Here is a 26994-nt window from a genome sequence, read left to right on the forward strand (position 1 = left end):
CGGGCGGGGCAGGTGGTGCGGGAGGTGGAGGCGGTGCGGACGGTTCTTCGGAGTCGGGCGGCGCGGATGGCTGATCCTGGCCGGAGGCCACCTCATCCGCCTCGGCACGCGGAACGCCGCCGATACCGTCCACCAGTCACTCCCGTCCGGTTCCTCGGCGCCCTCCCGGCCCCCTTCGATCCCTCCGGCCGCCGCCTGCTGCTTCCATTGTCCCCTCCGGCGGGGCCAACTCTGCGCGGAACCGTTCGGCTGCGTCCCGGCTTGTGTCCCGGTCACCCTACGGCCTCGGAGGTACGGCGCGCTGCGGCGAGGCGACCTTTGTCCGTTACGACTGCTACGTCATCATCGGTCCATGGTCATCCCGGTGTACGACAAGAACCCCGTCCGCCGCGCACCGGTCGTCACCTACACGCTGATCGGACTGTGCACCGCCGTCTTCATGCTCGGCCCGCTGGCCGGCTTCGCCGGCACCTACGGCTCGGGGCAGCGGCTGGCGTGCGAGCAGGCGGTCTACTTCGACCACTGGGGTGTGATCCCGGCCGAGCTCTTCCACGGGCAGCTGCCGCTGGACCGGCTCGGCCTGCCGGCCGGCTGCACCCCGCACCCCTACGGCAAGGTGCCGGTGCTCTCCGTCTTCACCGCGATGTTCCTGCACGCGAGCTGGCTGCACCTGATCGGCAACATGCTCTTCCTCTACGTGTTCGGCGACAACGTGGAGAACCGGATGGGAAGGGTCAGGTTCGCGCTCTTCTACCTGGTGGCCGGATTCCTCGCCACGTACGGCTTCGCGTTCGCCAACCCGGACGACACGCAGAGCCTGGTGGGGGCGTCGGGGGCGATCTCCGGGGCGCTCGGGGCGTACCTCTACCTCTATCCCAGGGCGCGGGTGACCAGCCTGTTCCCGTTCCTGTTCTTCATCCCGCTGCGGTTTCCCGCCTGGGTGGTGCTGGGGTTCTGGTTCGTGCTCCAGTGGCTCGCGGCGCAGACCGCGCAGAACGGCCCCGGGGTGGCCTACCTGGCGCACGTGGTCGGGTTCGCCTTCGGGTTCCTGTGCGCATGGGTGTGCTACCGGCCGCGTCGTAAGCTGAGCCTGGCAGTCAGGTCAGCCCAAGGGACCCAAGGAGACATCCAGCCGTGATCACCGCGATCGTGCTCATCAAGACCTCTGTCGACAGGATTCCGGAGATCGCGGAGTCGATCGCCGCGCTGGAGCACGTCAGCGAGGTGTACTCGGTGACCGGGACGTACGACCTGGTGGCGATGGTGCGGGTCGCTCGTCACGACGACCTCGCGGATGTGATCCCCGGCCGGATCAGCAAGATCCCCGGCGTCGAGGTGACCGACACGCACGTCGCCTTCCGTACGTACTCCCAACACGACCTGGAAGCCGCGTTCGCGATCGGCCTCGACGCCTGACCCCAAACGGCCTGACGCCGAACGCCGGGCAGGCTGAGTTTTTCTACGCGGCCGGGACGCAGCGGCCGTTCTCGGTGCGGTAGGTCCAGGCGGCGCCGTCGCGGATGAGGGTGCGCGCTGCCGACAGGAAGCGGTCGATGTGCTCGTCGGGGGTGCCCGCTCCGAAGCTCACCCGGATCGCGTTCAGGGAGCGCTCGCCGGGGGCGGCCTCGGGAGCGCCGCACTCGCCCGGCTCGTCGTCCTCCGCGCCGAGCAGCGTCCGCACCAGCGGGTGCGCGCAGAACAGGCCGTCGCGGACGCCGATCCCGTACTCGGCGGAGAGCGCCGCCGCGAAGTGCGAGCTGTTCCAGCCCTGCACGACGAAGGACAGCACGCCCACCTGGGGCGCGTCCGCGCCGAACAGCGACAGCACGTGCACCTCGGGCAGTTCGGCCAGGCCCGCCCGCAGCCGGGCCAGCAACTGCTGCTCGCGGGCGACCAGCTGGTCGAACCCGGTCTCGGTGAGCGCCTTGCAGGCCGCCGCGATGGCGTACCCGCCGATGACGTTGGGCGAACCGGCCTCGTGCCGGGCCTCGGTGCTGTGCCACTCGACGTCCAGCCCGCCGTCGGCGCGCCGGGCGACCTTCCGGCTGGCGCCGCCGCCCGCGAGGTAGGGCTCGGCGTCCCGCAGCCAGTCGGCGCGGCCGGCCAGCACGCCGGAGCCGAAGGGCGCGTAGAGCTTGTGGCCGGAGAACGCGACCCAGTCCACGTCGAGCGCGGTGACGTCCACCGGGTGGTGCGGGGCGAGCTGGGCGGCGTCCAGGACGATCCGGGCGCCGTGCCGGTGCGCGGCGGCGGCCAGTTCGCGTACCGGCCAGATCTCGCCGGTGACGTTGGACGCGCCGGTGACGCACACCAGCTTGGGTCCCTTGGGGGCGCCGTGCAGGGCCACGTCCAGGGCGGCGACCGCCTGTTCGGGGGTGCGCGGCGCCGGCAGACAGGTCACGACGGCGTCCTGCGCGCGGTCCCAGGGCAGCAGCGAGGCGTGGTGCTCGGTCTCGAAGACGAACACGTGGGTGCCGGCCGGGATGACGGCGGCCAGCAGGTTCAGCGAGTCGGTGGTGGACCGGGTGAAGATCAGCTGGTCCTCGGGGCGGCAGCCGAGGAACTCCGCCACCGTGGCCCGGCTCTGCTCGAACAGGTCGGTGGACAGCTGCGAGAGGTAGCCGGCGCCGCGGTGCACGCTGCCGTAGTAGGGGGCGTACGCGGCCACGTCGTCCCAGACCCGCTGGAGGGCGGGGGCGCTGGCGGCGTAGTCGAGGGCGGCGTAGGTCACCTCGCCGCCGGTGACCAGCGGCACCAGCACGTCCCTGCCGAGGACCGGCAGAACAGGCGAAGGGGTACAAATCTCACGATCGACGGCAGAGGTGGTCACAGTCACGGCGAACTCCCGGGGGAAAGCAGGCGTCAGCGCACTCGGACCGGACCGCAGGGGGCTGCGGAGCCGGGCGGCGCTTGGTACATCGGGCGGAATTGCAGATACGGAACGCAGAACCGGGGCCGACAGGCCCTATCGCATTCGCTTGCGCATGAGAGAACTCCCCAAGTCCGGCTTGCTATGAGCCTCGCTGCTCACAGCCTGGTCATCACCCGGGGCACCCCGCCTCGGACGGAGGGTTGCCGGACAGCGAGCCGGGGCCTTTGCGCTGTCACTCGTGACCTGAAAAGCATTCTGCCATATGCCGGAACGCGCACAAGATGCTGTCCGGACATTGGGACGGCATCTTGTGCGCGCGGCACGGATCGTCAGGCGTTGGTGGCGGCCACCCAGCGGTCGAGCACGGCCGCCGCGGCGCCCGAGTCGATCGACTCCGCGGCCGTCACCATGCCCGCCGCGATCTGCTCCTCCAGCGATCCGCCGGCCGGGTTGAGCGCGACCAGGGCGGCCGCGGAGTTCAGCAGCACCGCGTCCCTGACCGGCCCGGTCTCGCCGGCCAGCACCCGGCGGGCGACCTTTGCGTTGTAGGCCGGGTCGGCGCCGCGCAGCGCCTCAACCGGCACGATCGGCAGGCCGACGTCCCGCGGGTCGAAGGACACCTGCTCGACCTTGCCGCCACCGACCACCCACACCTGCGAGGTGGCCGTCGTGGTCAGCTCGTCCAGGCCGTCGTCACCGCGGAAGACCAGCGCGGACGAGCCGCGCTCGGCCAGCACGCCGGCCATGATCGGCGCGGCCCGCAGGTTGGCGACCCCGGTGGCCTGGGCGCGTACCCGGGCCGGGTTGGTCAGCGGGCCGAGGAAGTTGAACGTGGTCGCCACGCCCAGCTCCCTGCGGGCCGCCGCCACATGGCGCAGGGCCGGGTGGAACCTGGCGGCGAAGCAGAACGTGATGCCCGCTTCCGCCGCGACCTCCACGACCCGCTCCGGGGTCAGCTCCAGGTTGACGCCGAGGAGTCCGAGGACGTCGGAGGCGCCGCTCGCGGAGGACGCGGCGCGGTTGCCGTGCTTGACGACCTTCGTGCCGGTGCCGGCCACCACTATGGCGGACATCGTGGAGATGTTGACGGTCCTGGCGCGGTCGCCGCCGGTGCCGACGATGTCCACGGACGGGCCGGGGACCTCGATGGTGATGGCGTGCGCGTACATGGCCCTGACCATGCCGGCGACTTCCTGCACGGTCTCGCCCTTGGCGCGCAGGGCGACCGCGAACCCGGCGATCTGCACGTCGGTGGCTTCGCCGTTCATGATGGCGTTCATCGCCCAGTCGGTGTCGTCCTCGGCGAGGTCCTGGCGGGCGATCAGGGTGGTCAGTATGTCGGGCCAGGAACGCGGAGCCGTGCGGTCGCCTCCGGCGGGGTTCACAACGCTCATGGTCACGCTCCTGAAAAGGGGCCTCTGCTGGGCCCGCCCAGCCTATCCACGCAAGGCGCAGGGCAAGCCTTACCGCCCGCACTGCGGACACCCCCGCCCGAGGTTCACCTTCGACTGCGGCACCGTCGTGGCTCGTCGCGCAGTTCCCCGCGCCCCTGGTGATGCCGGGGCACAACGCACCGGGCCGGTGGCCGCCCCCGGCTGGGGCGGGCCACCGGCCCGGTTGAAGCGTCGAGCTAAGCGGAACGGCTAGTGATGGCCGTGGCCGCTGGTGATCTCCTCGTATTCCTCCACCGTCGGCTTCGGAATCTGGCTCTGCTCGCCGTAGAAACCGCGGGAGAGCTTCGCGCGCACCTTGTCGATCGGGTTGACCTTGCGGTGCACCCCGTTCTCGTCGACCTCGGGGCCGAGCTCGAACGGCTGCGGCTGGACGTGGGCGGTGAGGATGTGCCGCTGCTCCTGCGAGAGCGGCTCGTGCACCTCGATGAACTCGCCGTGCGGCAGCCGCTTGATGATGCCGCTCTCCCGGCCGTGCAGCACCTTGTCGCGGTCCCGTCGCTGGAGCCCCATGCAGATCCTTCTGGTCGCGAAGAACGCCAGCGCCGGCAGGACGAAGAAGCTCACCCTGACGAACCAGGTGATCGCGTTGATCGACAGATGGAAGTGCGTCGCCCAGATGTCGTTGCCGCCACCGATCAGCAGCACGAAGTAGAGCACCAGCCAGGCCACACCGAGTCCCGTCCGCACCGGACGGTTCCGCGGCCGGTCCAGCAGGTGGTGCTCCCGTTTGTCGCCGGTCACCCACGACTCGATGAACGGGTACACCGCGATCGAGATCAGCACCAGCGGGAAGATCATCAGTGGCACGAACACGCCGAGCGCCAGGGTGTGGCCCCAGCCTCTGATCTCCCAGCCCGGCATCACACGGATCAGGCCCTCGGAGAAGCCCATGTACCAGTCGGGCTGCGCGCCGGTGGACACCTGGTCCGGCCGGTAGGGGCCCATCTCCCAGATCGGGTTGATGGTGGCGATCGCGGCGATGGCGGCGATGATGCCGAAGACCAGGAAGAAGAAGCCGCCCGCCTTGGCCGTGTAGATCGGCAGCAGCGGCGCGCCGACGACGTTCTTCTCGGTCTTGCCGGCACCCGGGAACTGGGTGTGCTTGTGGTAGAAGATCAGGATCAGGTGCGCGGTCAGCAGGCCGGCCATGATCCCTGGGAACAGCAGGATGTGCACCGAGTAGAACAGCGACACGAAGCTGTGGCCCGGGAACTCGCCGCCGAACATGAACATCGACAGATACGTGCCGACCACCGGCGTGGAGAGCACCGCGCCCTCGGTGAACCTGACGCCCGTACCGGACAGCAGGTCGTCGGGCAGCGAGTAGCCGGTGAAGCCCTCGAACATGCCGATGAACAGCAGCGTCCAGCCGAACAGCCAGTTGAGCTCACGCGGCTTGCGGAACCCGCCGGTGAAGAACACCCGCATCATGTGGGTGATCATGCCGGCGATGAAGATCAGTGCCGACCAGTGGTGGATCTGCCGGATCAGCAGACCGCCGCGCACCTCGAAGCTGATGTGCAGCGTGGACGAGTACGCCTCGGACATCCGCACGCCGTTGAGCGGCGTGTAGGCGCCGTGGTAGACGACCTCGTTCATGCTCGGGTGGAAGAACAGCGTCAGGTACACACCCGTGAGGATGAGGATCGTGAAGCTGTAGAGGCAGATCTCCCCGAGCATGAACGACCAGTGGTCGGGGAAGATCTTGCGCATGTTGGACTTGCTGAGCTTGTAGAGCCCGACCCGGGGGTCCACCCACTCCGCGGCGCGCTGGCCCATGGAGGCCTTGCCGCGACGGGGCTGGTCCTCGGTGGTCTCGGTCGTCTCGGTCGTAGTACTCATCAGCGCTCCCAGAATGCCGGGCCGACGGGCACCGAGAAGTCGCCGAGGGCGACGAGGTTGCCCTCACCGTTGACGCTGATCCGAAGTTGGGGCAGCGGGTGCCCCGCCGGGCCGAAGATCACCCGGGCGCCGTCGGACAGGTCGAAGGTGGACTGGTGACACGGGCACAGGACGTGGTGCGTCTGCTGCTCGTAAAGACTGATCGGACAGCCGACGTGGGTGCAGATCTTGGAGAAGGCCACGATGCCCTGGTGTCCCCAGTCGGCCTCGCGCTTGTCCTTGATGTCCTCCGGCTTCAGCCGGACGATCATCAGGGCGGCCTTGGCGATCTGCTCCTGGAAGTCCTCGTCCGACTCCTCAAGGCCGTCGGGCGAGGCGAAGGTCAGCGAGCCGACCTCCACGTCCTCGGGCCGCAACGGCTTCATGGTGTTCATGTTGATCAGCTGCTTGCCCTTGGCCCAGGCGGTGTGCTGGAGCTTGTCCTCCGGCAGCGGGCCCAGGTCGCGCAGGATGACCACGGCCGAGAGCGGCACCAGGGTCAGCGCGCCGTACAGGGTGTTGCGGACCAGCTTGCGGCGGCCGAAGCCGCTCTCCTTGACGCCCTGGATCCACTGCGCCTCGATGTTGGCGCGCAGTTCGGCGTCGGCGTCCGCCCGGTGCCGCTCGTCGGTGATCTCCTCGTCGGACATCAGGGTGCGGGCCCAGTGGACCGCGCCCGCGCCGATGCCGAGCAGTGCCACCGACAGCGAGATGCCGAGCGAGAAGTTCAGCGCGCTGACGTGGCCGATCGGGAAGATGTAGACGATCCGGTTGACCGGGAAGATCACGAAGCACGTGATGAACGAGATGGTGCCGAGCATCGACAGCGTGAACAGCCCGGCCACGACACGCTCGGAGTGCTTCGCGGCACGCTCGTCGATGTCCTGGCGTCGGTACTCGTGGGGGTGCAGCCCGGGGTTGGCGAACGGGTCCTGTGGGACCGTTACGTCAGTGCCGTGCTCTCCGGCCTCGGCCGGCAGGTTCTCTGACACGTCGTTGTGGGATCCAGTCTCGCTCATGACTTCTTGGCCTTGGTCGTGCGGGCCGCGATCCAGACGGCGACGCCGAGCAGCGTGCCGAGGCCGAAGACCCAGGCGAACAGGCCCTCGGACACCGGGCCGATGGCACCGAGGGTGAATCCCCCGGGGTTGTCGCTGTTGGCGCTGTCCACCTCGTTGAGGTAGGCGATGATGTCGGCCTTGTTCTCCTGCGGCATGGTGCTGTCAGGGAAGGACGGCATGTTCTGCGGGCCGGTCAGCATGGCCTCGTAGATGTGCTTGGGGTCCACGCCCTTCAGAGTGGGCGCCGACTTGCCCTCCGTCAGCGCGCCGCCCTTGCCGATGAAGTTGTGGCACTGGGAGCAGTTGGTGCGGAACAGCTCGCCGCCGCGGCCGATGTCCGCGCCGCTCGGGCTGTACTGGTCCTTGGTCGGAGCCGCGGGGCCCGGGCCGAGGGAGGCGATGAACGCGGCGAGCTGGTTGATCTCGCCCTGCGTGTAGATCACCTTGTGCTTGGGGACCTGGGCGCCGGGCTGCTGGGCGGGCATCCGGCCGGTGCCGACCTGGAAGTCCACGGCGGCGGAGCCGACGCCGACCAGGCTCGGACCGTCGGAGCTGCCCTGCCCGGACATGCCGTGGCAGCTGGCGCAGCCGACCGAGAACAGCTTCTTGCCCTCGTTGATCTGCAGCGACTGGTTGGAGTCGTCGGCCTGCGCCTTCGGTGCCGGCGCGAGCGCGGCGTACAGCCCCCCGGTGGCCGTGAGCGCGAGGAGTAGGACGACAAGCGCTGCCAGCGGATGGCGCCGTCGTGCGGAGAGCTTTTTCACGGATTACCCCGGTGTCAGGATCTCTTGCGTCGATGCTTCTGGAATGTGGTGTGGTGCGCGACCGGCTACTTGATCAGGTAGATCGTGGCGAAGAGGCCGATCCACACGACATCGACGAAGTGCCAGTAGTAGGACACGACGATGGCGGCGGTGGCCTGCTGGTGGGTGAACCGCTTGGCCGCGTACGTTCGGCCGAGGACCAGCAGGAACGCGATCAGGCCCGCTGTCACGTGCAGTCCGTGGAATCCGGTCGTCAGGTAGAACACCGAACCGTAGGGGTCCGAACTGAGCGAGATCCCGTCCTTCTTGACCAGGTTCGTGTACTCGAAGATCTGCCCGCCGACGAAGATCGCGCCCATCACGAAGGTCACGATGAACCATGAGCGCAGCTTCTTGACATCGCCACGCTCGGCGGCGAAGACGCCCATCTGGCAGGTGAACGAGGAGAGCACCAGGATCGTGGTGTTCGTCGCCGAAAACGGGACGTTCAGCGCATCGGCATGTTCCTTCCAGAAGTCCGCACCCGTGACCGACCGGAGCGTGAAGTACATCGCGAAGAGGGCCGCGAAGAACATCAGCTCGGAACTCAGCCAGATGATGGTTCCGACGCTGGTGAGGTTCGGCCGGTTGACCGACGGGTGCGCGTGCCCGGTTTCTACTGCTGTTGCTGTCGCCACGTCCGACATTATGTCGGTCGCTTATCTGGCGCTCACTCCGGGGGGTCCCCTTCGGTGTGTCAAGGCCCCAGTGGGACCCGCACGGCCTAGTCCGGGCGTCCCCCGAACGAGGGATGACGGTCCGTCGGAGCGCTCCGGGAGGGTCGGCGGCGGCGGGCCCGGATGATCTCGCGGGCCCGGAACCCTCCTCGGAAAGCGGCTGGCGGGAGTAGCATCCGACGCACTTGAGAACGCCTTCACGAGGAGGAGCCACGATGCAGGCGATCGCCACGGTGCTGGTCTACAGCGACGACGCGAACACCCGGGAGCAGGTCCGGCTCGCGGCCGGCCGCCGGCCGGCCGCGGACCTGCCGACGGTGGAGTACGTGGAGTGCGCGACGCTGCCCGCGGTCATCACCGAGCTGGAGAAGGGCGGCATCGACGTCTGCGTACTGGACGGCGAGGCGGCGCCGGCCGGCGGGATGGGCGTGTGCCGGCAGATCAAGGACGAGATCTACCACTGCCCGCCGGTGCTGGTGCTGATCGGCCGCCCCCAGGACGCCTGGCTGGCGACCTGGAGCCGGGCCGACGCGGCGGTCACCAACCCCGTCGACCCGGTGGCGCTCAGCGACACCCTGGCGGTCCTGCTGCGCCGCACGGTGACCCCGGCGGGCACGGCGGTCGCCGGCCGCTGACGGGCCCGCTCACGCGGCCTCCGGGTCAGGCGGCCTCGGGGCGCAGCCTGGCCGGGTCCGACGGGTGGGCGGCGTTCGCCGAGGAGCCGGCGGAGGCGTTGGCCGCGGCGGCCTGGCCGGCCTCGGCGCCCAGGGCGCTGCCCTTCTTCCACTGGCTCCAGCTGAGGTTCCAGTCGCCGAAGCCGTTGTCGAACGGCGTCATCGTGTCGCCGAGGCTGTGGGTGACCGTGACGATGTCGCCCTGCCGCACGTGCTCGAAGAACCACTGCGCGTTCTCCATGCTCATGCCGGTGCAGCCGTGGCTGACGTTGGCGTACCCCTGCGAGCCCTCGGACCACGGGGCGGCGTGCACGTATTCGCCACTCCATGTCACCCGGGTGGCCCAGTAGACCGGCAGGTCGTACGAGTCGGAGCTGCCGGCCGCGATGCCGATGCTCCCGCTCGTCATCCGGACGTACTGCTCCTTGCCCAGCACCACCTTGATGCCGTTGCGGGTGGAGAAGCCCGGCTTGCCGGTGGTGACCGGCATGGTGCGGACCACCTTGCCGTTGTCCTTGAAGGTCATCTCGTGGGTGCCGGCGTCGGTCAGCGCCTCGATCCGGTCGCCGGTGTGCAGCGTCAGCGGCTTGTCGGTGCCGCCGTACAGGCCGTCCTTGACCCGGACGCCGTTCAGGGTGCTGCGCACGTCGATCCTGGCGTCGGCCGGCCAGTAGGTGCTCGGCCGGTAGTGCAGGGTGCGGTCGTCGACCCAGTACCAGGAGCCGGCCGCGGCGGCCGGGGTGGCCGTCACATGCAGGTTGGACTCCACGATCGCCCGGCCGGCCGCGTCCTTGACCGGCACGCTCAGCTCTGCGGTGACCGGCTGGCCGACGCCGTAGGTGCCGGCGTCCGGGCCGAAGGCGACCCGCAGGCCCGCGTCGGCCGGGGTGGTGTCGAAGCCGAGGGTCTTGCGGCCGGGGTGGCCGTCGGAGTCCTCGGTGCTGACCCGGACCGTGTAGTGCGCCCCTGCGGACAGCGGAGCGGTGGAGTGCCAGCTAAGCCCGTCGGCGCTGAGTTCGCCCCTCACGAAGCGTCCTGCGGCGTCGGTGGCGGTGACATCCGTGATCCGGGTCCCGTCGTGTTTGACGGTGACGGACAGCGGCTTGGACGGATCGGCCTTGCCGCCGCCCGCCACCCCGTAGGCGACCTTGGCCGCGGCGTCGTAGGGCGTGGCGGCGAGCGGGTTGCCACCGCCGCCGCAGGCGGTGAGCCCCACCGCGAGGGGCGCCACGACAAGTGCGCAGCACAGCGCCGTACGGCGACGGCGACGAGATATCTGGCTCATGTCGTTCACGCTATGAACCCGGGCCGCATTCCGCTCGGTGGGTGCGTGCAAACGGGCAACGGCCCAGCGTGCGGGGGCCCGCGAGCACGGCGAAGGCCGGCCGGGACGCCTTCTCGGCGTCCCGGCCGGCCCGGGGTACTGCGGTTGCCGGCGGTCTTGCTCCGCCGACGGCCTTACTGCGTGCGGTTCTCACCGCGGTAGTACTCGAACACCCAGCCGTACACGCCGAACAGGATCACCGGCAGCGAGAAGAACATCAGCCACCAGCCGAAGATGATCCCGAGGAACCCCAGCGAGGCGCCGACGCCGAGCATCAGCGGCTGCCAGCTGTGCGGGCTGAAGAAGCCCAGCTCGCCCGCGTCGTCGGAGACCTCGGCGTCCTCGTTGTCCTGCGCTCCGGTGTCGGCCCTGCGGGCGGTGAACGCCAGGTAGAAGCCGATCATCAGGGCCAGGCCGAACGCCACGAACAGCGCCGTGGTGCCGGTGGGCTCCTTGGACCAGTAGCCGTAGACGATGGCCGAGGCCAGGATGAAGACGGCCAGGCCGATGAACATCTTGCCTTGGACTCTCACTGGCCAAGCCCCTTGCTCTCATCGCCCGACAGGTCGCCGCTGACGCCGGACAGCGCCTGGTCGGGGGCCTTGTTGACGAGTGCGTCGATCGCCGAGATCTCCGGGTGGTGCAGGTCGAACGCCGGGGATTCGGAGCGGATCCGCGGCAGCGAGGTGAAGTTGTGCCGCGGCGGCGGGCAGGAGGTCGCCCACTCCAGCGAACGGCCGTAGCCCCACGGGTCGTCGACCTCGACCTTCTCCCCGTACTTGGCCGTCTTCCAGACGTTGTAGAGGAACGGCAGGATCGACAGGCCGAGCAGGAACGAACTGATGGTGGAGACCGTGTTCAAGGTGGTGAACCCGTCCGCCGCCAGGTAGTCCGCGTAGCGGCGCGGCATGCCCTCGGCGCCCAGCCAGTGCTGGACGAGGAAGGTGCCGTGGAAGCCGAAGAACAGCGTCCAGAAGGTGATCTTGCCGAGCCGCTCGTCCAGCATCTTGCCGGTCATCTTGGGCCACCAGAAGTGGAAGCCCGCGAACATCGCGAACACCACCGTGCCGAAGACGACGTAGTGGAAGTGCGCGACCACGAAGTACGAGTCCGAGACGTGGAAGTCCAGCGGTGGCGCGGCCAGGATGACACCGGTCAGACCGCCGAAGGCGAAGGTGATCAGGAAGCCGATGGACCACAGCATCGGGGTCTCGAAACTCAGTGACCCCTTCCACATCGTGCCGATCCAGTTGAAGAACTTCACACCGGTGGGCACCGCGATCAGGAACGTCATGAACGAGAAGAACGGCAGCAGCACACCGCCGGTGACGTACATGTGGTGCGCCCACACCGTCACCGAGAGGCCGGCGATGGAGATCGTCGCGGCGACCAGGCCGATGTAGCCGAACATCGGCTTGCGGCTGAAGACCGGGATGACCTCGGAGATGATGCCGAAGAACGGCAGCGCGATGATGTACACCTCTGGATGGCCGAAGAACCAGAAGAGGTGCTGCCACAGCAGAGCGCCGCCGTTGGCCGCGTCGAAGACGTGCGCCCCGAACTTCCGGTCGGCTTCCAGTGCGAGCAGCGCGGCGGCCAGCACCGGGAAGGCGAGCAGTACCAGAACGGCGGTCAGCAGCACGTTCCAGCAGAAGATCGGCATCCGGAACATCGTCATGCCGGGCGCGCGCATGCAGATGATCGTGGTGATGAAGTTGACCGCGCCGAGGATCGTGCCGAAGCCGGACAGCGCCAGACCCATGATCCACATGTCGGCGCCGACGCCCGGCGAGTGCACCGCGTCGGACAGCGGGGAGTACGCGAACCAGCCGAAGTCGGCCGCGCCCTGCGGGGTGACGAAGCCGCCCACCGCGATCAGCGAGCCGAACAGGTAGAGCCAGTAGGCGAACATGTTCAGCCGCGGGAACGCCACGTCGGGCGCGCCGATCTGCAGCGGCATGATCCAGTTCGTGAAGCCGGCGAACAGCGGCGTCGCGAACATCAGCAGCATCACGGTGCCGTGCATCGTGAACGCCTGGTTGAACTGCTCGTTGGACAGGTACTGGTTGCCCGGCCTGGCGAGCTCGGCGCGCATCATCAGCGCCAGCACGCCACCGATCAGGAAGAACGCGAACGACGTGATCAGGTACATCGACCCGATCGTCTTGTGGTCGGTCGTGCTCATCCACTGGACGACCGCGGAGCCGGGGCTCTTCTTGCGGCCTGCCGGGGTGGGGGCCGCATACGAGTCGCCGGCCGGAGCCGCGCCCTGCGGTTCGTTGAGAATGCTCATGTGGTCTTGGGCTCCGAGTTCTTCGCGTTGCCCGTGGTGGCGATGCCGGCCGGGATGTACCCCGTCTGGCCCTCGGCCGCCAGGTCCTTAAGGTGCTGCTGGTACTGCTCGGGCGAGACGATCTTCACGTTGAAGAGCATCCGTGAGTGGTCGGCGCCGCACAGTTCGGCGCACTTGCCCCTGAAGGTGCCCTCCTTGGTGGGGGTCACCTCGAAGACGTTGGTGTGGCCGGGGATGACGTCCATCTTCTCCAGGAACGGGATGACCCAGAAGGAGTGGATGACGTCACGCGAGGTGAGCACGAAGCGCACGGTCTCGCCCTTGGGGAGCCACAGCGTCGGGCCGGGGTTGCCGGTGTCCGGGTTCTTGCTCGCCGGGGTGCCGACGTCGTAGACACCTTCCGCGCCCTTGGGGTACAGCAGCTTGTTCGCCGGGATCTCGGAGAGCTGCGACGGCACGCCCGTGGGCGTGCTCGGATCGCCGTCCACGTCCTCGACGTAGTTGAAGCCCCAGCTCCACTGGAAGCCCACCACGTTGATCACATGCTGGGGGTGCTTGCTGGTGTCGAGGAGCTTCGACTCGTCCCTGGCCGTGAAGTAGAACAGCACGGCGATGATGATGATCGGGACGAACGTGTAGAGCGCCTCGATGGGCATGTTGTAACGCGTCTGCGGCGGAACCTCGACCTTCGTCCGGCTGCGCCGGTGGAAGATCACGCTCCACAGGATCAGGCCCCATACAAGAGCACCGGTCGCCAGCGCGGCGGCCCACGAGCCCTGCCAGAGGGAGAGGATCCGCGGGCCTTGCTCGGTGACCGGGCTCGGCATGCCGAGCCGCGGGTAGTCCTTGTAGGAACAACCCGTGGCCGTAGCCAGGACCAGGCCCGCCGCGAGCACCCGCGGCAGCCATCGCCGCACCTGGCGCCGCGACGAGGGGGTACCTCCCACGCCTTGGGGGCTGTGGGGGAGGTCGGAGCCGTTGGGACTCACGTAGCGCCTTCCCGAGAGTCTTTGCCCGCGCTGTCGAGTGTTCCGTCCGTCTGCCGGTCGGTCCGGCCCGTGCGCAGGCTCAATAGGTGTGGATGTTTATGCGGACCAAACCCTACTGGACGCTATTTGGGGTCGCGCGGGGAGGGGGTCCAACGCGCCGGGGCTCACCCCGAAGGGGTGGAATCCCGCCCTCTGGCGGGCATCTGACACTGCGCCTGACGCCCGCTGTAGCGTGGCCGGCGTGTCCTATTTCGATACGGCCTCGGCCGCTCCGCTGCACCCGGTGGCCCGTGAGGCGCTGATCGCGGCGCTCGACGAGGGCTGGGCCGACCCCGCCAGGCTCTACCGCGAGGGGCGGCGGGCCCGGCTGCTGCTCGACGCGGCCAGGGAGGCCGCCGCGGAGGCGGTCGGCTGCCGCCCGGACGAGCTGGTGTTCACCCCATCGGGTACCCGCGCGCTGCACGCGGGGGTGGCCGGGGCGATGGCCGGGCGGCGCAGGACCGGCCGGCACGTGGTGCTCTCGGCGGTGGAGCATTCGGCGGTACTGCACGCGGCGGCGGCCCACGACCCGACCGAGGTCGGCGTCGACCGCGCCGGGCGGGTCGCCGCCGCGGACTTCACCTCGGCGCTGCGCGCGGACACCGCGCTGGCCTGCCTGCAGTCGGCCAACCACGAGGTGGGTACGGTGCAGCCGGTCGCCGAAGTGGCGGCGGCCTGCCGGGCGGCGGGGGTGCCGCTGCTGGTGGACGCGGCGCAGTCGCTGCCGTGGGGGCCGGTGGCCGGCGACTGGTCGCTGCTGGCGGGCAGCGCGCACAAGTGGGGCGGGCCGGCCGGGGTGGGGCTGCTGGTGGTCCGCAAGGGCACGCGGTTCGCGCCGCAGGGACCGGCCGACGAACGGGAGTCGGGCCGCGCGCCGGGCTTCGAGAACCTGCCGGGGATCGTCGCGGCGGCGGCCTCGCTGCGCGCGGTGCACACGGAGGCGGCGGCGCGGGCGGCGCGCTCGTCCGAACTGGTGGAGCGGATCAGGGCGCGGGTGCCGCTGCTGGTGCCGGACACCGAGGTGGTCGGCCACCCGGAGCTGCGGCTGCCGCACCTGGTGACGTTCTCCTGCCTGTACGTGGACGGCGAGGCGCTGCTGACCGGTCTCGACCGGGCCGGCTTCTCGGTGTCGTCCGGTTCCTCCTGCACGTCGAGCACTCTGACGCCGAGCCATGTGCTCAAGGCGATGGGGGTGCTGTCGGAGGGCAACGTCCGGGTGTCGCTGTCGGCGGACACCACGCCGCAGGACGTGGACCGCTTCCTCGACGTGCTCCCGCGGGTGGTGGCGGAGGTCCGCGAGACCCTGGGCGCGCCCAGCGGGCCTGCCGCGTCCGGGAGTTCGGCGGCGGACGACGGCCTGGTGGTGGACTCGCTGGGCAAGCGGTGCCCGATCCCGGTGATCGAGCTGGCGAAGGTGATCGGAAGCGTGCCGGTGGGCGGGCTGGTCACCGTGCTGTCCGACGACGAGGCCGCCCGCCTGGACATCCCGGCCTGGTGCGCGATGCGCGAACAGGACTACGAGGGCGAGCGCCCCTCCCCCGCCGGCGGCACGGCCTACATGGTCCGCCGCCGGACGTGACCGCGCCCCCGCACGGGGCGCGGCCGGCCGGGGCTCGCCGCTAGGCGGGGAGGTGGTGGCGGACTTCCTCAGCGGCGGCGTCGCCGTACGCCTTGCTGAAGCGCTGCATGAAGTTGCCGCGGCGCAGCTCGTACTCCTGGGTGCCGACCGTCTCGATGACCAGGGTCGCCAGCATGCAGCCGACCTGCGCCGCCCGCTCCAGGCTCACGCCCCAGGCCAGGCCGGACAGGAAGCCGGCCCGGAAGCCGTCGCCGACGCCCGTGGGGTCGGCCTTGCGCTGCTCCTCGGCGCAGCCGACCACGATCGGCTCCTCGCCCTTGCGGTCGATCCGCACACCGTGCGCGCCGAGCGTGGTGACCCGGGTGCCGACGCGGTCCAGGATCTCGCTCTCGGTCCAGCCGGTCTTCGCCTCGATGAGGCCCTTCTCGTACTCGTTGTTGAAGAGGTAGGCCGCGCCGTCGACCAGCACCCGGATGTCGTCGCCCTCCATCCGGGCGATCTGCTGCGAGAAGTCCGCGGCGAACGGGATGCCGCGGGTCCTGCACTCCTCGGTGTGCCGGATCATCGCCTCGGGGTCGTCCGCGCCGATCGACACCAGGTCCAGGCCGCCGACCCGCTCGGCCACCGCCTGGAGCTCGATCAGCCGGGCATCGCTCATGGCCCCGGTGTAGAACGAGCCGATCTGGTTGTGGTCGGCGTCGGTGGTGCAGATGAAGCGCGCGGTGTGCAGCACCTCGGAGATCAGCACCGATGACGTGTCCACGCCGTGCCGGTCCAGCCAGGCGCGGTACTCCGCGAAGTCGCTGCCCGCGGCGCCGACCAGGATCGGCCGGGTGCCGAGCTGCCCCATGCCGAAGCAGATGTTCGCGCCGACCCCGCCGCGCCGCACGTCGAGCGCGTCCACGAGGAAGGACAGCGACACCGTGTGCAGCTGGTCGGCGACCAGCTGGTCGGAGAAGCGGCCGGGGAAGGTCATCAGGTGGTCGGTGGCGATGGATCCGGTGACGGCGATACGCACGGCGGCGGGCTCCTGTGAACGGGACGGCGGGAAGGGCGGGCGTCCGGCTGGGTACGGTGAGCAGCCGCCTACGCTACCGCGCGGGCGACGACGGCGGGACACGCCGAAACTACCCGATAGTAGGTCTTACCCCTCCGGCGACCTGTGCCTAGGGTCGGAGTATGAGGCCAACGACGTCCCCAGCTCTTCACCCGTCCCCGTCCGCCGAGCCGGAATCGCTCGAGCAGCTGATCGGCGACTGCCGGCAGATGGCCGCGCACTGGAAGACCCCGCCGGGCAAGGCGCAGGCCGGCCCCGCTCCGGCGGCCCCGGCCGGCCCCGGCGGCATCAGCGTGCCGGCCGCGTCCGCCCATGTGGTGGCGGGTATGGCGGAGTTCGGCGACTGACTCCCCGCCGGCGGTTCCGCCGGAGATTCCCCCGGACGGCGGAACCGGCCGGCGGTCCGCCGCGTCACATCTGCACCTGACGGTCAACAGCCGAAGGAGCACGTGGTGACCAGCGAGCGGCACGAAGACGACGACCATGACGACGTCCGGTACGACCTGGGCCGGACGGCGGACGATCCCGGCCCGCGGCGGCCGGCCCGCAGGCCGCGGGCAGCGGTGCTGGCGGTGGCCGCCGCGGTGCTGCTGGCCGGTGGCGGCGGCGCCTACTGGGCGGTGTCGTCGGGCGGCGACGGCGGGCACCACACGGCCGCGCCGCTGAAGCTGGAGGGCTCGTACGTCCCGGCGGACAGCGCGGGCCGGCTGCCGGGGAGCAACGACTCCGGCAGCAGTTCGAGCAGCTCGGCGACGCCCGGTGACCCGGTCGTGCCGGGCGGCGACTACGTGCTGACCGGCACCCTGCCGAAGGACGGCCCGGACTCCTCGGCGGTCTACCGGCCGAAGAGCGCCCCCGGCAAGGCGGATGTGGAGCACCTGGCGAAGCTGCTCGGGGTGACCGGCGAGGTCACCTCGGCCGACGGCTGGTGGCGGATCGGCGACCGCGGACCGAGTCTGATGGTCAACCAGAAACTGCCCGGCGCCTGGTCGTACAGCAGGGGCGGCCCGCAGACCTTCGCCCCCGACCAGAGCAAGCCGGTCACCGAGCAGCGGGCGAAGTCCGCGGCGGCGCCGCTGCTCGACGGGCTCGGCCTGTCCGGGGCCAGGACGGACGCGGCGCAGACCATCGGCGCGATGCGGCTGGTGCTGGCGAACCCGGTGGTGGGCGGGCTGCCCACGACGGGCTGGAGCACGTCGCTGGAGGTCGGCCCCGACGGCTCGGTCTCGGTGGCGCACGGCCAGCTCGCGACGCTCGACAAGGGTGACACCTACCCGGTGGTGAGCGCGGCCCAGGCGTTCAAGGAGCTGGACTCGACGGGCCGTGTGATGCACCCCGGCGACAGCACGGGTGTCTGCGTACGGCCGCTTCCGGTGCCGGCGCCCGCGCCCTCCAACCGTGCGCAGCCGCAGGCCAAGCCCGGTGCGACGAACGAGCCCGGCCCGCAGAGCACCCCGAACCCCGGCACCACCGGGTCCGCCGCCGGCAGCGGCGGGGTCAAGGACGGGGTCAACGGCGGGGTCAACGGCGGGGTCGTCCCGCCGACGCCCGCGCAGCCGCCGTCGAGCACCCCGCCCGCCCCGCCCCAGCAGGGCACGACGCTGCCGCGGCCGATCCCGTGCCTGCCGGGCGACCAGCACCCCATGCAGGTGCGCGGCGCCGAGTTCGGGCTGTCGGCGCAGTTCACCGAGGGCGGGCAGACGCTGGTCCCGGCCTGGCTGTTCCAGGTGGCGCAGCCCGGCGCCGCGGCGACCAGGACCGTCGCCGAGCCGGCCGTCGAGCCGTCGTTCATCGAGCAGCCCACGCCGGCCCCGACGGTCACGCCGACCCCGGTGGACCCGGGCGGCCCGCAGCAGCCGGGCGCGCCCAAGAGCACCGGCTACGAGAAGCTGACCGCCTACCGGGCCGGCGGCGGCAACACGCTGACCCTCACCTACTACGGCGGGGTGTGCAGTACGTACAAGGCCTCCGCGCAGGAGACCGGCGCCGAGGTGGAGGTGGGGGTCGTCGGCACGGTGAAGAACCCGGGCGCGATGTGCCCCGACCTGGCCAGGAGCTACAGCACCACCGTGCACCTGAAGGCGCCGCTGGGTGACCGCGAGGTGGTGGACGTGTCGGACGGCCGGCCGCTGAAGCAGGCCGGCTGACCCGCTCCCCCGGGCCGACGCGAAGGCCGTCGCGAACGCGTCGCCAAGGCCGGACCAGCACGAAGCGGCGGCACCCGCACCGGGTGCCGCCGCTCACGCGTGTGTCGCGGGACTCAGTGGAAGGAGTCGCCGCAGGCGCAGGAGCCGGTCGCGTTCGGGTTGTCGATCGTGAAGCCCTGCTTCTCGATGGTGTCGACGAAGTCGATGGAGGCGCCGCCCAGGTACGGGGCGCTCATCCGGTCGGTGACGACCTTGACGCCGCCGAAGTCCTTGAGCACGTCGCCGTCGAGCGAGCGCTCGTCGAAGAAGAGCTGGTAGCGCAGGCCCGAGCAGCCGCCGGGCTGGACCGCGACCCGCAGTGCCAGGTCCTCGCGGCCCTCCTGCTCCAGCAGGCTCTTCACCTTGCCGGCGGCAGCCTCGGACAGGAGGATGCCGTCCGTGGTGGTGCTGCTCTCGTCCTGAACCGTCATGTGCTTGTCTCCCGGGTTGTACGGACTGCTGGCTATCGACTGCTAACGGGCGCCCTCTCGGATTCATTCCGGGTTCCGCTGCGGCTGTGCCCCCGTCCATGCTCGCACACCGCCGCCCGAAGGCGAATGCGTCACATTGACGAAACTGGTGTCGTCAATCTGACGCGAACGGGCTATGATCGATAGCGTCAAGTAGACGAAAAGCCCGCGCTGCACATGCACCTGCGCCGCAAAGAAAGGGCTACGGGCCCGTGACCACCACAGAAACGCTGGACGTACAGCCGACCCCGCTCGCACTGCTGCTGCTGGGCCGCGAGTCCGACCCGCGCAGCGAACGCGGTGTGGACTGCCCCGGAGACCTGCCGGCGCCCTCCGACCCCGGCCTGGTGGAGCGCGCCCGCGCCGCCAAGGCCAGGCTCGGCAGCAAGGTCTTCATCCTCGGCCACCACTACCAGCGCGACGAGGTGATCGAGTTCGCCGACGTGACCGGCGACTCCTTCAAGCTGGCGCGGGACGCGGCGGACCGCCCGGAGGCGGAGTACATCGTCTTCTGCGGCGTGCACTTCATGGCCGAGTCCGCCGACATCCTCACCTCGGAGCGGCAGCAGGTGATCCTGCCCGACCTGGCGGCCGGCTGCTCGATGGCGGACATGGCCAGCGCCGAGCAGGTCGCCGAGTGCTGGGACGTACTGGCCGACGCGGGCGTGGCCGACAGCACCGTCCCCGTGTCGTACATGAACTCCTCGGCGGACATCAAGGCGTTCACCGGCCGGCACGGCGGCACGATCTGCACCTCGTCCAACGCGCGGCGGGCGCTGGAGTGGGCGTTCGGCCAGGGCGAGAAGGTGCTCTTCCTCCCCGACCAGCACCTGGGCCGCAACACCGCCGTGCTCGAACTCGGCATACCGCTGGAGGAGTGCGTCGTCTACAACCCGCACAAGCCGAACGGCGGCCTCACCGCCGAGCAGCTGCGGGCCGCGAAGATGATCCTTTGGCGCGGGCACTGCTCGGTGCACGGCCGCTTCTCGCTGGACTCGGTGCAGGACGTGCGGGAGCGCATCCCCGGCGTCAACGTGCTGGTGCACCCCGAGTGCAAGCACGAGGTCGTCACGGCCGCCGACCACGTCGGCTCGACCGAGTACATCATCAAGAAGCTGGAGTCGGCCCCGGCCGGTTCGGCGTGGGCGATCGGCACCGAACTGAACCTGGTGCGGCGGCTCGCCAAGGCGCACCCGGACAAGCAGATCGTCTTCCTCGACAAGACCGTCTGCTTCTGCTCGACGATGAACCGGATCGACATGCCGCACCTGGTGTGGACCCTGGAGTCGCTGGCCGACGGCAAGCTCGTCAACCGCATCCAGGTGGACGCCGAGACCGAGCACTTCGCGAAGCTGGCACTTGAGCAGATGCTCGCGCTGCCGTAACGGGCGGCCCGGCGGCGTCGGATGATGGAACGGTGATACTGCGACCAGTACGTGACGACGAGGAGGACGCCGACGTCGTACGGGCCATCGCGACCGCCGCTTTCGGCGCACCGCGCAGTCTGTACGGCGGGACGGGCGGCGCCGACGGGACCGGCTCTCCGGAGGCCGAGGGCCGGCGTGCGGACGAGGACCGGTTTGCGGACGGGGAACGGCCCGGTCAGGCGGCCAGGCGGCGCGGGCGGATCCGGCATCTGGCCAGGACCGACCCCGGCGGCTGCTGGCTGATCGAGGACGAGACGGCGGGCCCGGTCGGCGCGGTGCTCTCGTCCCGGCGGGAGGGCACCTGGGGCCTGTCGCTGCTCGCGGTGACCCCGGACGCGCAGGGCAAGGAGGTCGGAAAGGCGCTGCTGGCAAGGGCGTTGGTGCACGGCAGGGCCTGCCTGCGCGGGATCGTCTGCGCGCCCCGGCACCCCGTCGCCGTCCGCACGCTGCGCAGAGCGGGCTTCACGCTGCACCCCGCGATGCGGCTCACCGGTGTGGCCGACCCGGCGCGGCTGCCCGCACTCGACGGCGCGGTGCACGAGGGCACCGAGCGGCACCGGGACCTGATGGACTCGGTGGACCGCCGCACCCGGGGCGGCGCGCACGGCGCCGACCACGAGGAACTGCTGCGCCACCACACCCTGTTCGTGGTGGACGACCTGGCCGGCAGCGGCTACTGCTACGCCCGGGCCGGCCGGGTGGAGGCGCTCGCCGCCACCTCCCGCAGGCTGGCCGGCCGGCTGCTGACCGCCGCGCTGGCCGCGACACCGGCGGGCGAGCAGGTCACCGTCAACCACCTGACGGCGTCCGCCGAGTGGGCGGTGGACGTCGGCATCACGGCGGGGCTGCAGATCGGCAACGACGGCTTCGTGTGCCTGCGCGGGATGCGGCCGCCCGAACTGTGGCTGCCGTCCACGTCGTTGCTCTGACGGCGGGGTGGCCGCTCCCCCGGCCCGGTTCAGCGCTGCGGTCTGACGAGCCCCGACTCGTAGGCGGCGACGACGAGTTGGGCGCGGTCGCGGGTCGCGAGCTTGGCCATCATGTGGTTGATGTGCGTCTTGACGGTGAGCGGGCTGACGCCGAGGCGCTGCGCGATGGCGTCGTTGGACAGCCCGCCGGCCACCTCGACCAGCACCTGCCGCTCCCGGACGGTCAGCGTGTCAAGACCGGCGACCGTACGCGGCCCCGACCCGTCGCCGCCCTCGGCCTGCTGCTGCGCGACGAACCGGGCGATCAGGCTCTTGGTCGCCGCAGGCGAGAGCAGCGCGTCCCCGGCGGCCACCGTCCTGATGGCGCCCAGCAGTTCGTCCGGCTCCGCGCCCTTGCCGAGGAACCCGGCGGCCCCGGCGAGGATGGCCTGCGCCACGTACTCGTCGGCCTCGAAGGTGGTCAGCACGAGGACGGCGACGCCGGTCAGCGCGGGATCGGCGGTGATCTCCCGGGTGGCCGAGATCCCGTCGGTACCCGGCATCCGGATATCCATCAGCACGACATCCGGCCGCGCCACCCGAGCGAGCGCGACAGCCTCAGCCCCGTCCTTGGCCTCTCCGACAACAGCCATCCCGCCCTCGGACTCGACGAGAACGCGCAACGCGCCGCGCATGAGCGCCTGATCATCGGCGAGCAGCACCCGGACGGCTGCGCCTGGCTCAACGGCGGAATCAACGGCAACCTGACTCGGCGCGCCCGCGGCCCCGGCGGCGGACCGGCCCGGCAATCCGGCCGGGCCGGCGGCCCAGTCAGCGGAGGGCCGCCCCGCCGAGGCCGCGGACCCGGCAGCCGAACGGCCCGGCGAAGCAGCCGGGCCCCCGGCACGGCCGGCCGCCGGCCGGCCGTGCGAGGTGGTCGCCCCGGTCGCCGGCCGGTCGTGCGCTGCCGGAGCTCCTGTCGGTCCCGGCGGGGTCATCCGGCGGCCTCGTCCAGGTGGGCGGGCGCAGTGCTGGTGGCGGGCTGGGTCGGGAGGGGGAGGCGGACCCAGACGCGGTAGCCGCCGCCGGGGCGGGCGCCGGTGCGGCAGACGCCGCCCAGGGCTGCGGCGCGCTCGTGCATGCCGAGCAGGCCGTGGCCGCCGGCCGGGCGGGCGGGGCGGCGGGGTTCCGGCCCGGCACGGTCCTGCGCGGGCAGCAGGACCTCCTCCACGTCCGTGGACGGGTCAGAGACGCCGTCGTCGTCCACCACGACCTCCAGCGCGCCCGGATCCCGCCGGATCCGTACCGCCGCCCCCGCGCCGGGCCCCGCGTGCTTCTGCACGTTGGTCAGCGACTCCTGGATCACCCGGTACGCGGTCAGGTCCACGCTCGCGGGCAGCGGCGCGGCCGGCCCGGTCCACTCCCGGTCCTGCTCCCCCGCGCCGCCGCGCGCCTCGACGGTGACCCGCAGCCCGGCCCGGCGGAAGTCGTCGACCAACTGGTCGAGCACGCCGAGCCCCGGCGCCGGCTCCATCGGCGCCGCCGGCTCGCCCGACTGGCGCAGCAGGCCGACCGTGGCCCGCAGCTCGTCGAGCGCGGACCTGCTCGCCTCCCGGACGTGCGCCAGCGCCTGTTTCGCCTGGTCGGGCCGGTTGTCCATGACGTGCGCCGCGACCCCGGCCTGCACATTGACCAGGGCTATGTGGTGGGCGACGACATCGTGCAGCTCGCGGGCGATCCGCATCCGCTCCTCCGCGACCCGCCGCCGGGCCTCCTGCTCACGATTCTGCTCGGCCCGCGCCGCGCGCTCCTCGATGGCGGCGACATACGCGCGTCCGCTGCGGGCGGCGTCACCGGCGGCGGCGGCCATCCCGGTCCAGGCGAAGACGGCGAAGTTGGCCTGCCGGTACCAGTGCCCGGGGCCGGTGGCCATGGCGATCGCGGTCAGCCCGACGCAGGCGAGCAGCCCGATCACCCACGTGGTGGCCCGGTCGGTGCGGGCCGCCACCGTACAGAGCGCGACGGCCGCGGCCAGGATCACCGGCATCCGCTCGTCCACCGGGCGCAGCGCGATGAACGTCGCGGACAGCGCGTAGGTGAACGCGAGCACCGCCCAGGGCGCCCGCCGCCGCCAGATCAGCGACCCGCAGGCGAGCGCCGCGAACGCCGTGTCCGCGGCCCCCAGCCGGTAGGTGTGCGCCCCGGCGACGGTCCCCAGCAGGATCAGCCCGAGCGCCCCGACCGCCACCCCGGCGTCCGCGGTCCCCTGGTGCGTCCGCAGCCACCGCGAGGGACCGCTGAGCACGTTGGCAGCGGGGAGCAGCACCTGACCTCCCCTTTTCAGGGCTCGTTCGACGGCCGGGCCCCCACCAAGGCCAGTGGCCGCCCGCGGGGCGGCATACCGGGGGACGTGGGGACGTGGCTTGCGCGCCGCGGGCGGCTAGCCCGGGATCAGGCCATCGTCGCGGAGCATCGCCTTCACCTCGGCGAGCGTGGCGTCCTCGGACGGCAGGATCAGCTCGGACGGCTCCAGGGAGTCGTCGGGGAGCGGGGTGCCGAGCGAGCGGACCGCGGCGAGCAGGGCGCCCAGCGTGTGCCGGAAGCCCTCCTCGTCGCCCGCCTCGATCGCGATGAGCAACCGGTCGTCCAGCTTGTTGAGCTCGGTGAAGTGGACGTCGTCCAGGTTCACCTGGCCCTCGCCCATGATCCGCGCGATCATGCCGGCCTCCTACTGCTTGTCGAACCGCGGAGTGTCCTGCGGCGGCGCGGACTGCCCGCTGCCCTGCTGGCCGCCCTCGATGGCCGGCGTGGAGCTGCCGCCCGCAAGTTCCGCCTTCATCCGCTGGAGCTCCAGCTCCACGTCACTGCCGCCGGACAGCCGGTCGAGCTCGGCCTGCAGGTCGTCCTTGGCCAGACCGCTCGGGTCGTCGAGCGCACCGGACGCCATCAGCTCGTCCAGCGCGCCGGCCCGGGCGCGCAGCTGCTCGGTCTTGTCCTCCGCGCGCTGGATCGCCATGCCGACGTCGCCCATCTCCTCGGAGATGCCGGAGAAGGCCTCGCCGATCTGGGTCTGCGCCTGGGCGGCGGTGTACGTGGCCTTGATGGTCTCCTTCTTCGTACGGAAGGCGTCCACCTTGGCCTGCAGCCGCTGGGAGGCGAGCGTGAGCTTCTCCTCCTCGCCCTGGAGCTGGGTGTGCTGCGTCTCCAGGTCCACGACCTGCTGCTGGAGGGCGGCCCTGCGGGACAGCGCCTCGCGGGCCAGATCCTCCCGGCCGAGCGCGAGCGCCTTGCGGCCCTGGTCCTCGTAAGTGGTCGACTTCTTCTGCAATTCCGTGAGCTGTAGCTCAAGGCGCTTGCGGGAGGTGGCGACGTCGGCCACACCCCGTCGTACCTTCTGCAGCAGCTCCAGCTGCTTCTGGTACGAGTAGTCCAGCGTCTCGCGCGGGTCCTCGGCCCTGTCCAGGGCCTTGTTGGCCTTCGCGCGGAAGATCAATCCCATCCGCTTCATGACACCGCTCATGGGCCTCGCGCGCCCCCTTCTCCGGCAACTGCTCCAGCATGCCTCAGCACCTCTACAGACCCCAGCCTACGGGCCCTGGTTCCATTACCGCACTGTTCGGGCGCGGATACGGTCATCCCCAAGGACGATCACGGTTCGGTGTCCTCCGGCACAGGGAGTAGGTGAGGGACTGGGGGACGGGCCGATAACCACGTAACCTGGAGTCGTGTTCCGACGTCGTTCCCAAGATGAGCAGGTCTCGACCACCTCTTCGGTGCTCGAAGACGACCAGCAGCGCGACCCGCAGGCTCCCAAGGGTCGCCCCACCCCCAAGCGCAGCGAGGCGCAGCAGCAGCGCCGCAAGGCGGTGACCGCGCCGACCGACCGCAAGGCGGCCACCCGCCAGGCCCGCGGCGCCCGCCGGGTCGACCTCGCCAAGCAGCGCGAGGCGCTCGCGGGGGGTGACGAGCGCTACCTGCCCGCTCGCGACCGGGGACCGGTGCGCAAGTACACCCGCGACTACGTGGACTCCCGGTACCGGGTGGCGGAGTTCTTCCTGCCGCTCGCGGTACTGATCCTGGTGGCCAGCCTGGTGGCGAGCCTGCAGGACCTGTCGCTGCTGCTCTGGCTGATCGTGATCGTGCTGATCGTGGTCGACTCGGTGATCACCGGTATCTCGCTGAAGCGGCAGCTCGCCAGCCGCTTCGCCGGTGAGAACACCAAGGGCGCGATGGCCTACGGCCTGATGCGTACTCTGCAGATGCGCCGGCTGCGGCTGCCCAAGCCGCAGGTCAAGCGCGGCAGCAAGCTCTGAACGGCGGTTACCCGGGCGATCACCCGGCCCCGCCCGGCAGCGGGTACCCGCCGGCGGGCGGCTACCCGGTGCAGCCGGGCTACCAGCCGGGAACCGACTACCACCAGCACCCGCTGTCCGGCGCCCCACTCGGCGCGCAGCAGCCCGGTGCCATGCCGCCCGGTGCCGTGCCGCCCGGCTCCGGCGGTTTCAGCGGCGGCGCCGAGAGCTGGCTCGACAAGCTGGGCGGACTGCGGAACACCGTCCGGCAGGAGCTGGTCGCCCGGCAGCTGGACGAGCAGATCGGCGCGCACTTCCCGCAGCCGGCCGGGGCGCACGCCCGCCGCCGGCTCCGGGTGCTGGACATCGGCGCCGGCCAGGGCACCCAGGCGCTGCGGCTGGCCAGGGCGGGCCACCTGGTCACCGGCCTTGAGGCCGACCCCGCGATGCTCAGCACGCTGCGCGCCGCCGTCACCGCCGAGCCGGCCGAGGTGCGCGAGCGGTTCGTCGTGCTGCGCGGCGACGGCCGGGAGACCGGCCGGCACTTCGGGCCCGCCTGCTTCGACGTCGTGCTGTGCCACGGCGTGCTGATGTACGTCCCCGACCCCGAGCCGATGCTCGCCGCCCTGGCCCGGGTGCTGACGCCGGGCGGCCTGCTGTCGCTGCTGGTGCGCAACGGTGACGCGCTCGCGCTGCGTCCCGCGCTGCTCGGCGACTGGCCGGCGGCGCTGGCCGCGTTCGGCTCCGACTCGTACACCAACCGGCTGGGCCTGAACACCCGCGCGGACCGGCGCGGGGCGCTCACCGCGATCCTGGCGGGCATCGGGGTGCCGCTGCACGACTGGTACGGGGTGCGGGTCTTCACCGACACCGCCTCCGACACCGCGCGGGCCCCGCGCGACCCCCGGGAGCTGGAGCAGCTGCTCCAGGCGGAGGACCTGGCCGGCCGGACGGACCCGTACCGGGCGGTGGCGGCGCTGCTGCACCTGTGCGGCGTGCGCAAGTAGT

General features: G+C 71.1%; 26 protein-coding genes and 1 riboswitch. Of the genes, 10 read left to right on the plus strand and 16 right to left on the minus strand.

All coding sequences use genetic code 11. The features are described 5' to 3' along the window. The first annotated feature begins 352 nt into the window (after nucleotides 1-352). The gene (locus ACQPW6_RS08255; RefSeq protein ID WP_433888890.1) at nucleotides 353-1138 is read left to right on the plus strand and encodes a rhomboid family intramembrane serine protease; all 786 of its coding nucleotides are present in this window, start codon (nucleotides 353-355) and stop codon (nucleotides 1136-1138) included. Further along, the gene (locus ACQPW6_RS08260; RefSeq protein ID WP_433888891.1) at nucleotides 1135-1416 is read left to right on the plus strand and encodes an Lrp/AsnC family transcriptional regulator; all 282 of its coding nucleotides are present in this window, start codon (nucleotides 1135-1137) and stop codon (nucleotides 1414-1416) included. The genes ACQPW6_RS08255 and ACQPW6_RS08260 overlap by 4 nt, the downstream gene beginning before the upstream one ends. Nucleotides 1417-1459: 43 nt before the next feature. Here ACQPW6_RS08260 and ACQPW6_RS08265 read toward each other — a convergent pair whose 3' ends face one another. The 6 genes from ACQPW6_RS08265 to ctaE all read right to left on the minus strand — a co-directional run bounded on the left by ACQPW6_RS08265 (nucleotide 1460) and on the right by ctaE (nucleotide 8718). Further along, complete coding sequence (locus ACQPW6_RS08265) at nucleotides 1460-2836, minus strand: aminotransferase class V-fold PLP-dependent enzyme (RefSeq protein WP_433888892.1); 1377 nt, start codon at nucleotides 2834-2836, stop codon at nucleotides 1460-1462. Between the two features lie 163 nt (nucleotides 2837-2999). Further along, nucleotides 3000-3116: riboswitch (SAM riboswitch) on the minus strand. 85 nt (nucleotides 3117-3201) lie between these two features. Further along, complete coding sequence (trpD, locus tag ACQPW6_RS08270; protein WP_433888893.1) at nucleotides 3202-4266, minus strand: anthranilate phosphoribosyltransferase; 1065 nt, start codon at nucleotides 4264-4266, stop codon at nucleotides 3202-3204. Nucleotides 4267-4515: 249 nt separating this feature from the next. Then, on the minus strand, nucleotides 4516-6168 hold the full coding sequence (gene qcrB / locus ACQPW6_RS08275; RefSeq protein WP_433888894.1) for a cytochrome bc1 complex cytochrome b subunit: 1653 nt from the start codon (nucleotides 6166-6168) through the stop codon (nucleotides 4516-4518). Further along, on the minus strand, nucleotides 6168-7226 hold the full coding sequence (gene qcrA / locus ACQPW6_RS08280) for a cytochrome bc1 complex Rieske iron-sulfur subunit (protein ID WP_433888895.1): 1059 nt from the start codon (nucleotides 7224-7226) through the stop codon (nucleotides 6168-6170). Before qcrA ends, qcrB begins: the two co-directional genes overlap by 1 nt. Next, nucleotides 7223-8032 carry a cytochrome bc1 complex diheme cytochrome c subunit gene (qcrC, locus tag ACQPW6_RS08285; RefSeq protein ID WP_433888896.1) on the minus strand — a complete coding sequence of 270 codons (810 nt, stop codon included), beginning with the start codon at nucleotides 8030-8032 and terminating at the stop codon, nucleotides 7223-7225. Before qcrC ends, qcrA begins: the two co-directional genes overlap by 4 nt. 65 nt (nucleotides 8033-8097) lie before the next feature. After that, entirely contained in the window at nucleotides 8098-8718 is a 621-nt protein-coding gene (ctaE, locus tag ACQPW6_RS08290) for an aa3-type cytochrome oxidase subunit III (protein WP_433888897.1), read from the minus strand. A 245-nt stretch (nucleotides 8719-8963) separates the two neighbouring features. Between ctaE and ACQPW6_RS08295 the strand changes: the two genes are divergently transcribed. Further along, on the plus strand, nucleotides 8964-9383 hold the full coding sequence (locus tag ACQPW6_RS08295; protein WP_433888898.1) for a hypothetical protein: 420 nt from the start codon (nucleotides 8964-8966) through the stop codon (nucleotides 9381-9383). 25 nt (nucleotides 9384-9408) lie between these two features. On the opposite strand, the gene ACQPW6_RS08300 is transcribed toward ACQPW6_RS08295, so the two are convergent. The 4 genes from ACQPW6_RS08300 to ctaC all read right to left on the minus strand — a co-directional run bounded on the left by ACQPW6_RS08300 (nucleotide 9409) and on the right by ctaC (nucleotide 14028). Further along, nucleotides 9409-10707 (minus strand): Ig-like domain-containing protein, encoded by a 1299-nt coding sequence (locus tag ACQPW6_RS08300; protein WP_433888899.1) that lies wholly within the window; start codon nucleotides 10705-10707, stop codon nucleotides 9409-9411. 173 nt (nucleotides 10708-10880) lie between these two features. Continuing rightward, on the minus strand, nucleotides 10881-11279 hold the full coding sequence (locus tag ACQPW6_RS08305; protein WP_433888900.1) for a cytochrome c oxidase subunit 4: 399 nt from the start codon (nucleotides 11277-11279) through the stop codon (nucleotides 10881-10883). Beyond that, nucleotides 11276-13039 (minus strand): aa3-type cytochrome oxidase subunit I, encoded by a 1764-nt coding sequence (gene ctaD, locus ACQPW6_RS08310; RefSeq protein ID WP_433888901.1) that lies wholly within the window; start codon nucleotides 13037-13039, stop codon nucleotides 11276-11278. Before ctaD ends, ACQPW6_RS08305 begins: the two co-directional genes overlap by 4 nt. After that, complete coding sequence (gene ctaC, locus ACQPW6_RS08315; protein ID WP_433888902.1) at nucleotides 13036-14028, minus strand: aa3-type cytochrome oxidase subunit II; 993 nt, start codon at nucleotides 14026-14028, stop codon at nucleotides 13036-13038. Before ctaC ends, ctaD begins: the two co-directional genes overlap by 4 nt. Before the next feature lie 241 nt (nucleotides 14029-14269). On the opposite strand from ctaC, the gene ACQPW6_RS08320 reads away from it, so the two are divergent. Further along, on the plus strand, nucleotides 14270-15646 hold the full coding sequence (locus ACQPW6_RS08320) for a cysteine desulfurase/sulfurtransferase TusA family protein (protein ID WP_433888903.1): 1377 nt from the start codon (nucleotides 14270-14272) through the stop codon (nucleotides 15644-15646). 40 nt (nucleotides 15647-15686) lie between these two features. Here ACQPW6_RS08320 and ACQPW6_RS08325 read toward each other — a convergent pair whose 3' ends face one another. Next, on the minus strand, nucleotides 15687-16664 hold the full coding sequence (locus ACQPW6_RS08325) for a carbohydrate kinase family protein (RefSeq protein ID WP_433888904.1): 978 nt from the start codon (nucleotides 16662-16664) through the stop codon (nucleotides 15687-15689). Nucleotides 16665-16825: 161 nt separating this feature from the next. Between ACQPW6_RS08325 and ACQPW6_RS08330 the strand changes: the two genes are divergently transcribed. Together ACQPW6_RS08330 and ACQPW6_RS08335 are read left to right on the plus strand one after the other, a co-directional pair. Further along, nucleotides 16826-17050 (plus strand): hypothetical protein, encoded by a 225-nt coding sequence (locus ACQPW6_RS08330; protein ID WP_433888905.1) that lies wholly within the window; start codon nucleotides 16826-16828, stop codon nucleotides 17048-17050. Between the two features lie 105 nt (nucleotides 17051-17155). Beyond that, nucleotides 17156-18850 carry a hypothetical protein gene (locus tag ACQPW6_RS08335; protein ID WP_433888906.1) on the plus strand — a complete coding sequence of 565 codons (1695 nt, stop codon included), beginning with the start codon at nucleotides 17156-17158 and terminating at the stop codon, nucleotides 18848-18850. 113 nt (nucleotides 18851-18963) lie between these two features. Here the strand turns inward: ACQPW6_RS08335 and ACQPW6_RS08340 are convergent, their stop codons facing one another. Next, nucleotides 18964-19320, minus strand: a complete 357-nt coding sequence (locus ACQPW6_RS08340; protein WP_433888907.1) for a HesB/IscA family protein — start codon at nucleotides 19318-19320, stop codon at nucleotides 18964-18966. A 251-nt stretch (nucleotides 19321-19571) separates the two neighbouring features. On the opposite strand from ACQPW6_RS08340, the gene nadA reads away from it, so the two are divergent. Both nadA and ACQPW6_RS08350 read left to right on the plus strand, forming a co-directional pair. Next, a complete protein-coding gene (gene nadA, locus ACQPW6_RS08345; protein WP_433888908.1) occupies nucleotides 19572-20744 on the plus strand; it encodes a quinolinate synthase NadA in 1173 nt (390 codons plus the stop codon). Nucleotides 20745-20776: 32 nt separating this feature from the next. Next, on the plus strand, nucleotides 20777-21715 hold the full coding sequence (locus ACQPW6_RS08350) for a GNAT family N-acetyltransferase (protein WP_433888909.1): 939 nt from the start codon (nucleotides 20777-20779) through the stop codon (nucleotides 21713-21715). A gap of 29 nt (nucleotides 21716-21744) precedes the next feature. Here ACQPW6_RS08350 and ACQPW6_RS08355 read toward each other — a convergent pair whose 3' ends face one another. The 4 genes from ACQPW6_RS08355 to ACQPW6_RS08370 form a co-directional block, all read right to left on the minus strand. Further along, entirely contained in the window at nucleotides 21745-22416 is a 672-nt protein-coding gene (locus tag ACQPW6_RS08355) for a response regulator transcription factor (protein ID WP_433888910.1), read from the minus strand. A gap of 272 nt (nucleotides 22417-22688) precedes the next feature. Further along, a complete protein-coding gene (locus ACQPW6_RS08360) occupies nucleotides 22689-24020 on the minus strand; it encodes a sensor histidine kinase (RefSeq protein WP_433888911.1) in 1332 nt (443 codons plus the stop codon). Nucleotides 24021-24134: 114 nt separating this feature from the next. After that, nucleotides 24135-24413, minus strand: coding sequence for a PspA-associated protein PspAA (gene pspAA, locus ACQPW6_RS08365; RefSeq protein ID WP_433888912.1), 279 nt, complete (start codon nucleotides 24411-24413; stop codon nucleotides 24135-24137). A 9-nt stretch (nucleotides 24414-24422) separates the two neighbouring features. After that, nucleotides 24423-25214: a PspA/IM30 family protein gene (locus tag ACQPW6_RS08370; RefSeq protein ID WP_433888913.1), complete on the minus strand. Its 792-nt coding sequence runs from the start codon at nucleotides 25212-25214 to the stop codon at nucleotides 24423-24425. A gap of 205 nt (nucleotides 25215-25419) precedes the next feature. Between ACQPW6_RS08370 and ACQPW6_RS08375 the strand changes: the two genes are divergently transcribed. Together ACQPW6_RS08375 and ACQPW6_RS08380 are read left to right on the plus strand one after the other, a co-directional pair. Continuing rightward, entirely contained in the window at nucleotides 25420-26007 is a 588-nt protein-coding gene (locus ACQPW6_RS08375; protein WP_433888914.1) for a DUF3043 domain-containing protein, read from the plus strand. A 152-nt stretch (nucleotides 26008-26159) separates the two neighbouring features. Next, nucleotides 26160-26993: a class I SAM-dependent methyltransferase gene (locus tag ACQPW6_RS08380; RefSeq protein ID WP_433894466.1), complete on the plus strand. Its 834-nt coding sequence runs from the start codon at nucleotides 26160-26162 to the stop codon at nucleotides 26991-26993. The last annotated feature ends 1 nt before the right edge of the window (nucleotide 26994 follow it).

The sequence above is a fragment of the Streptomyces sp. CA-111067 genome, from assembly GCF_050956065.1.
Classification (GTDB): Bacteria; Actinomycetota; Actinomycetes; order Streptomycetales; family Streptomycetaceae; genus Actinacidiphila.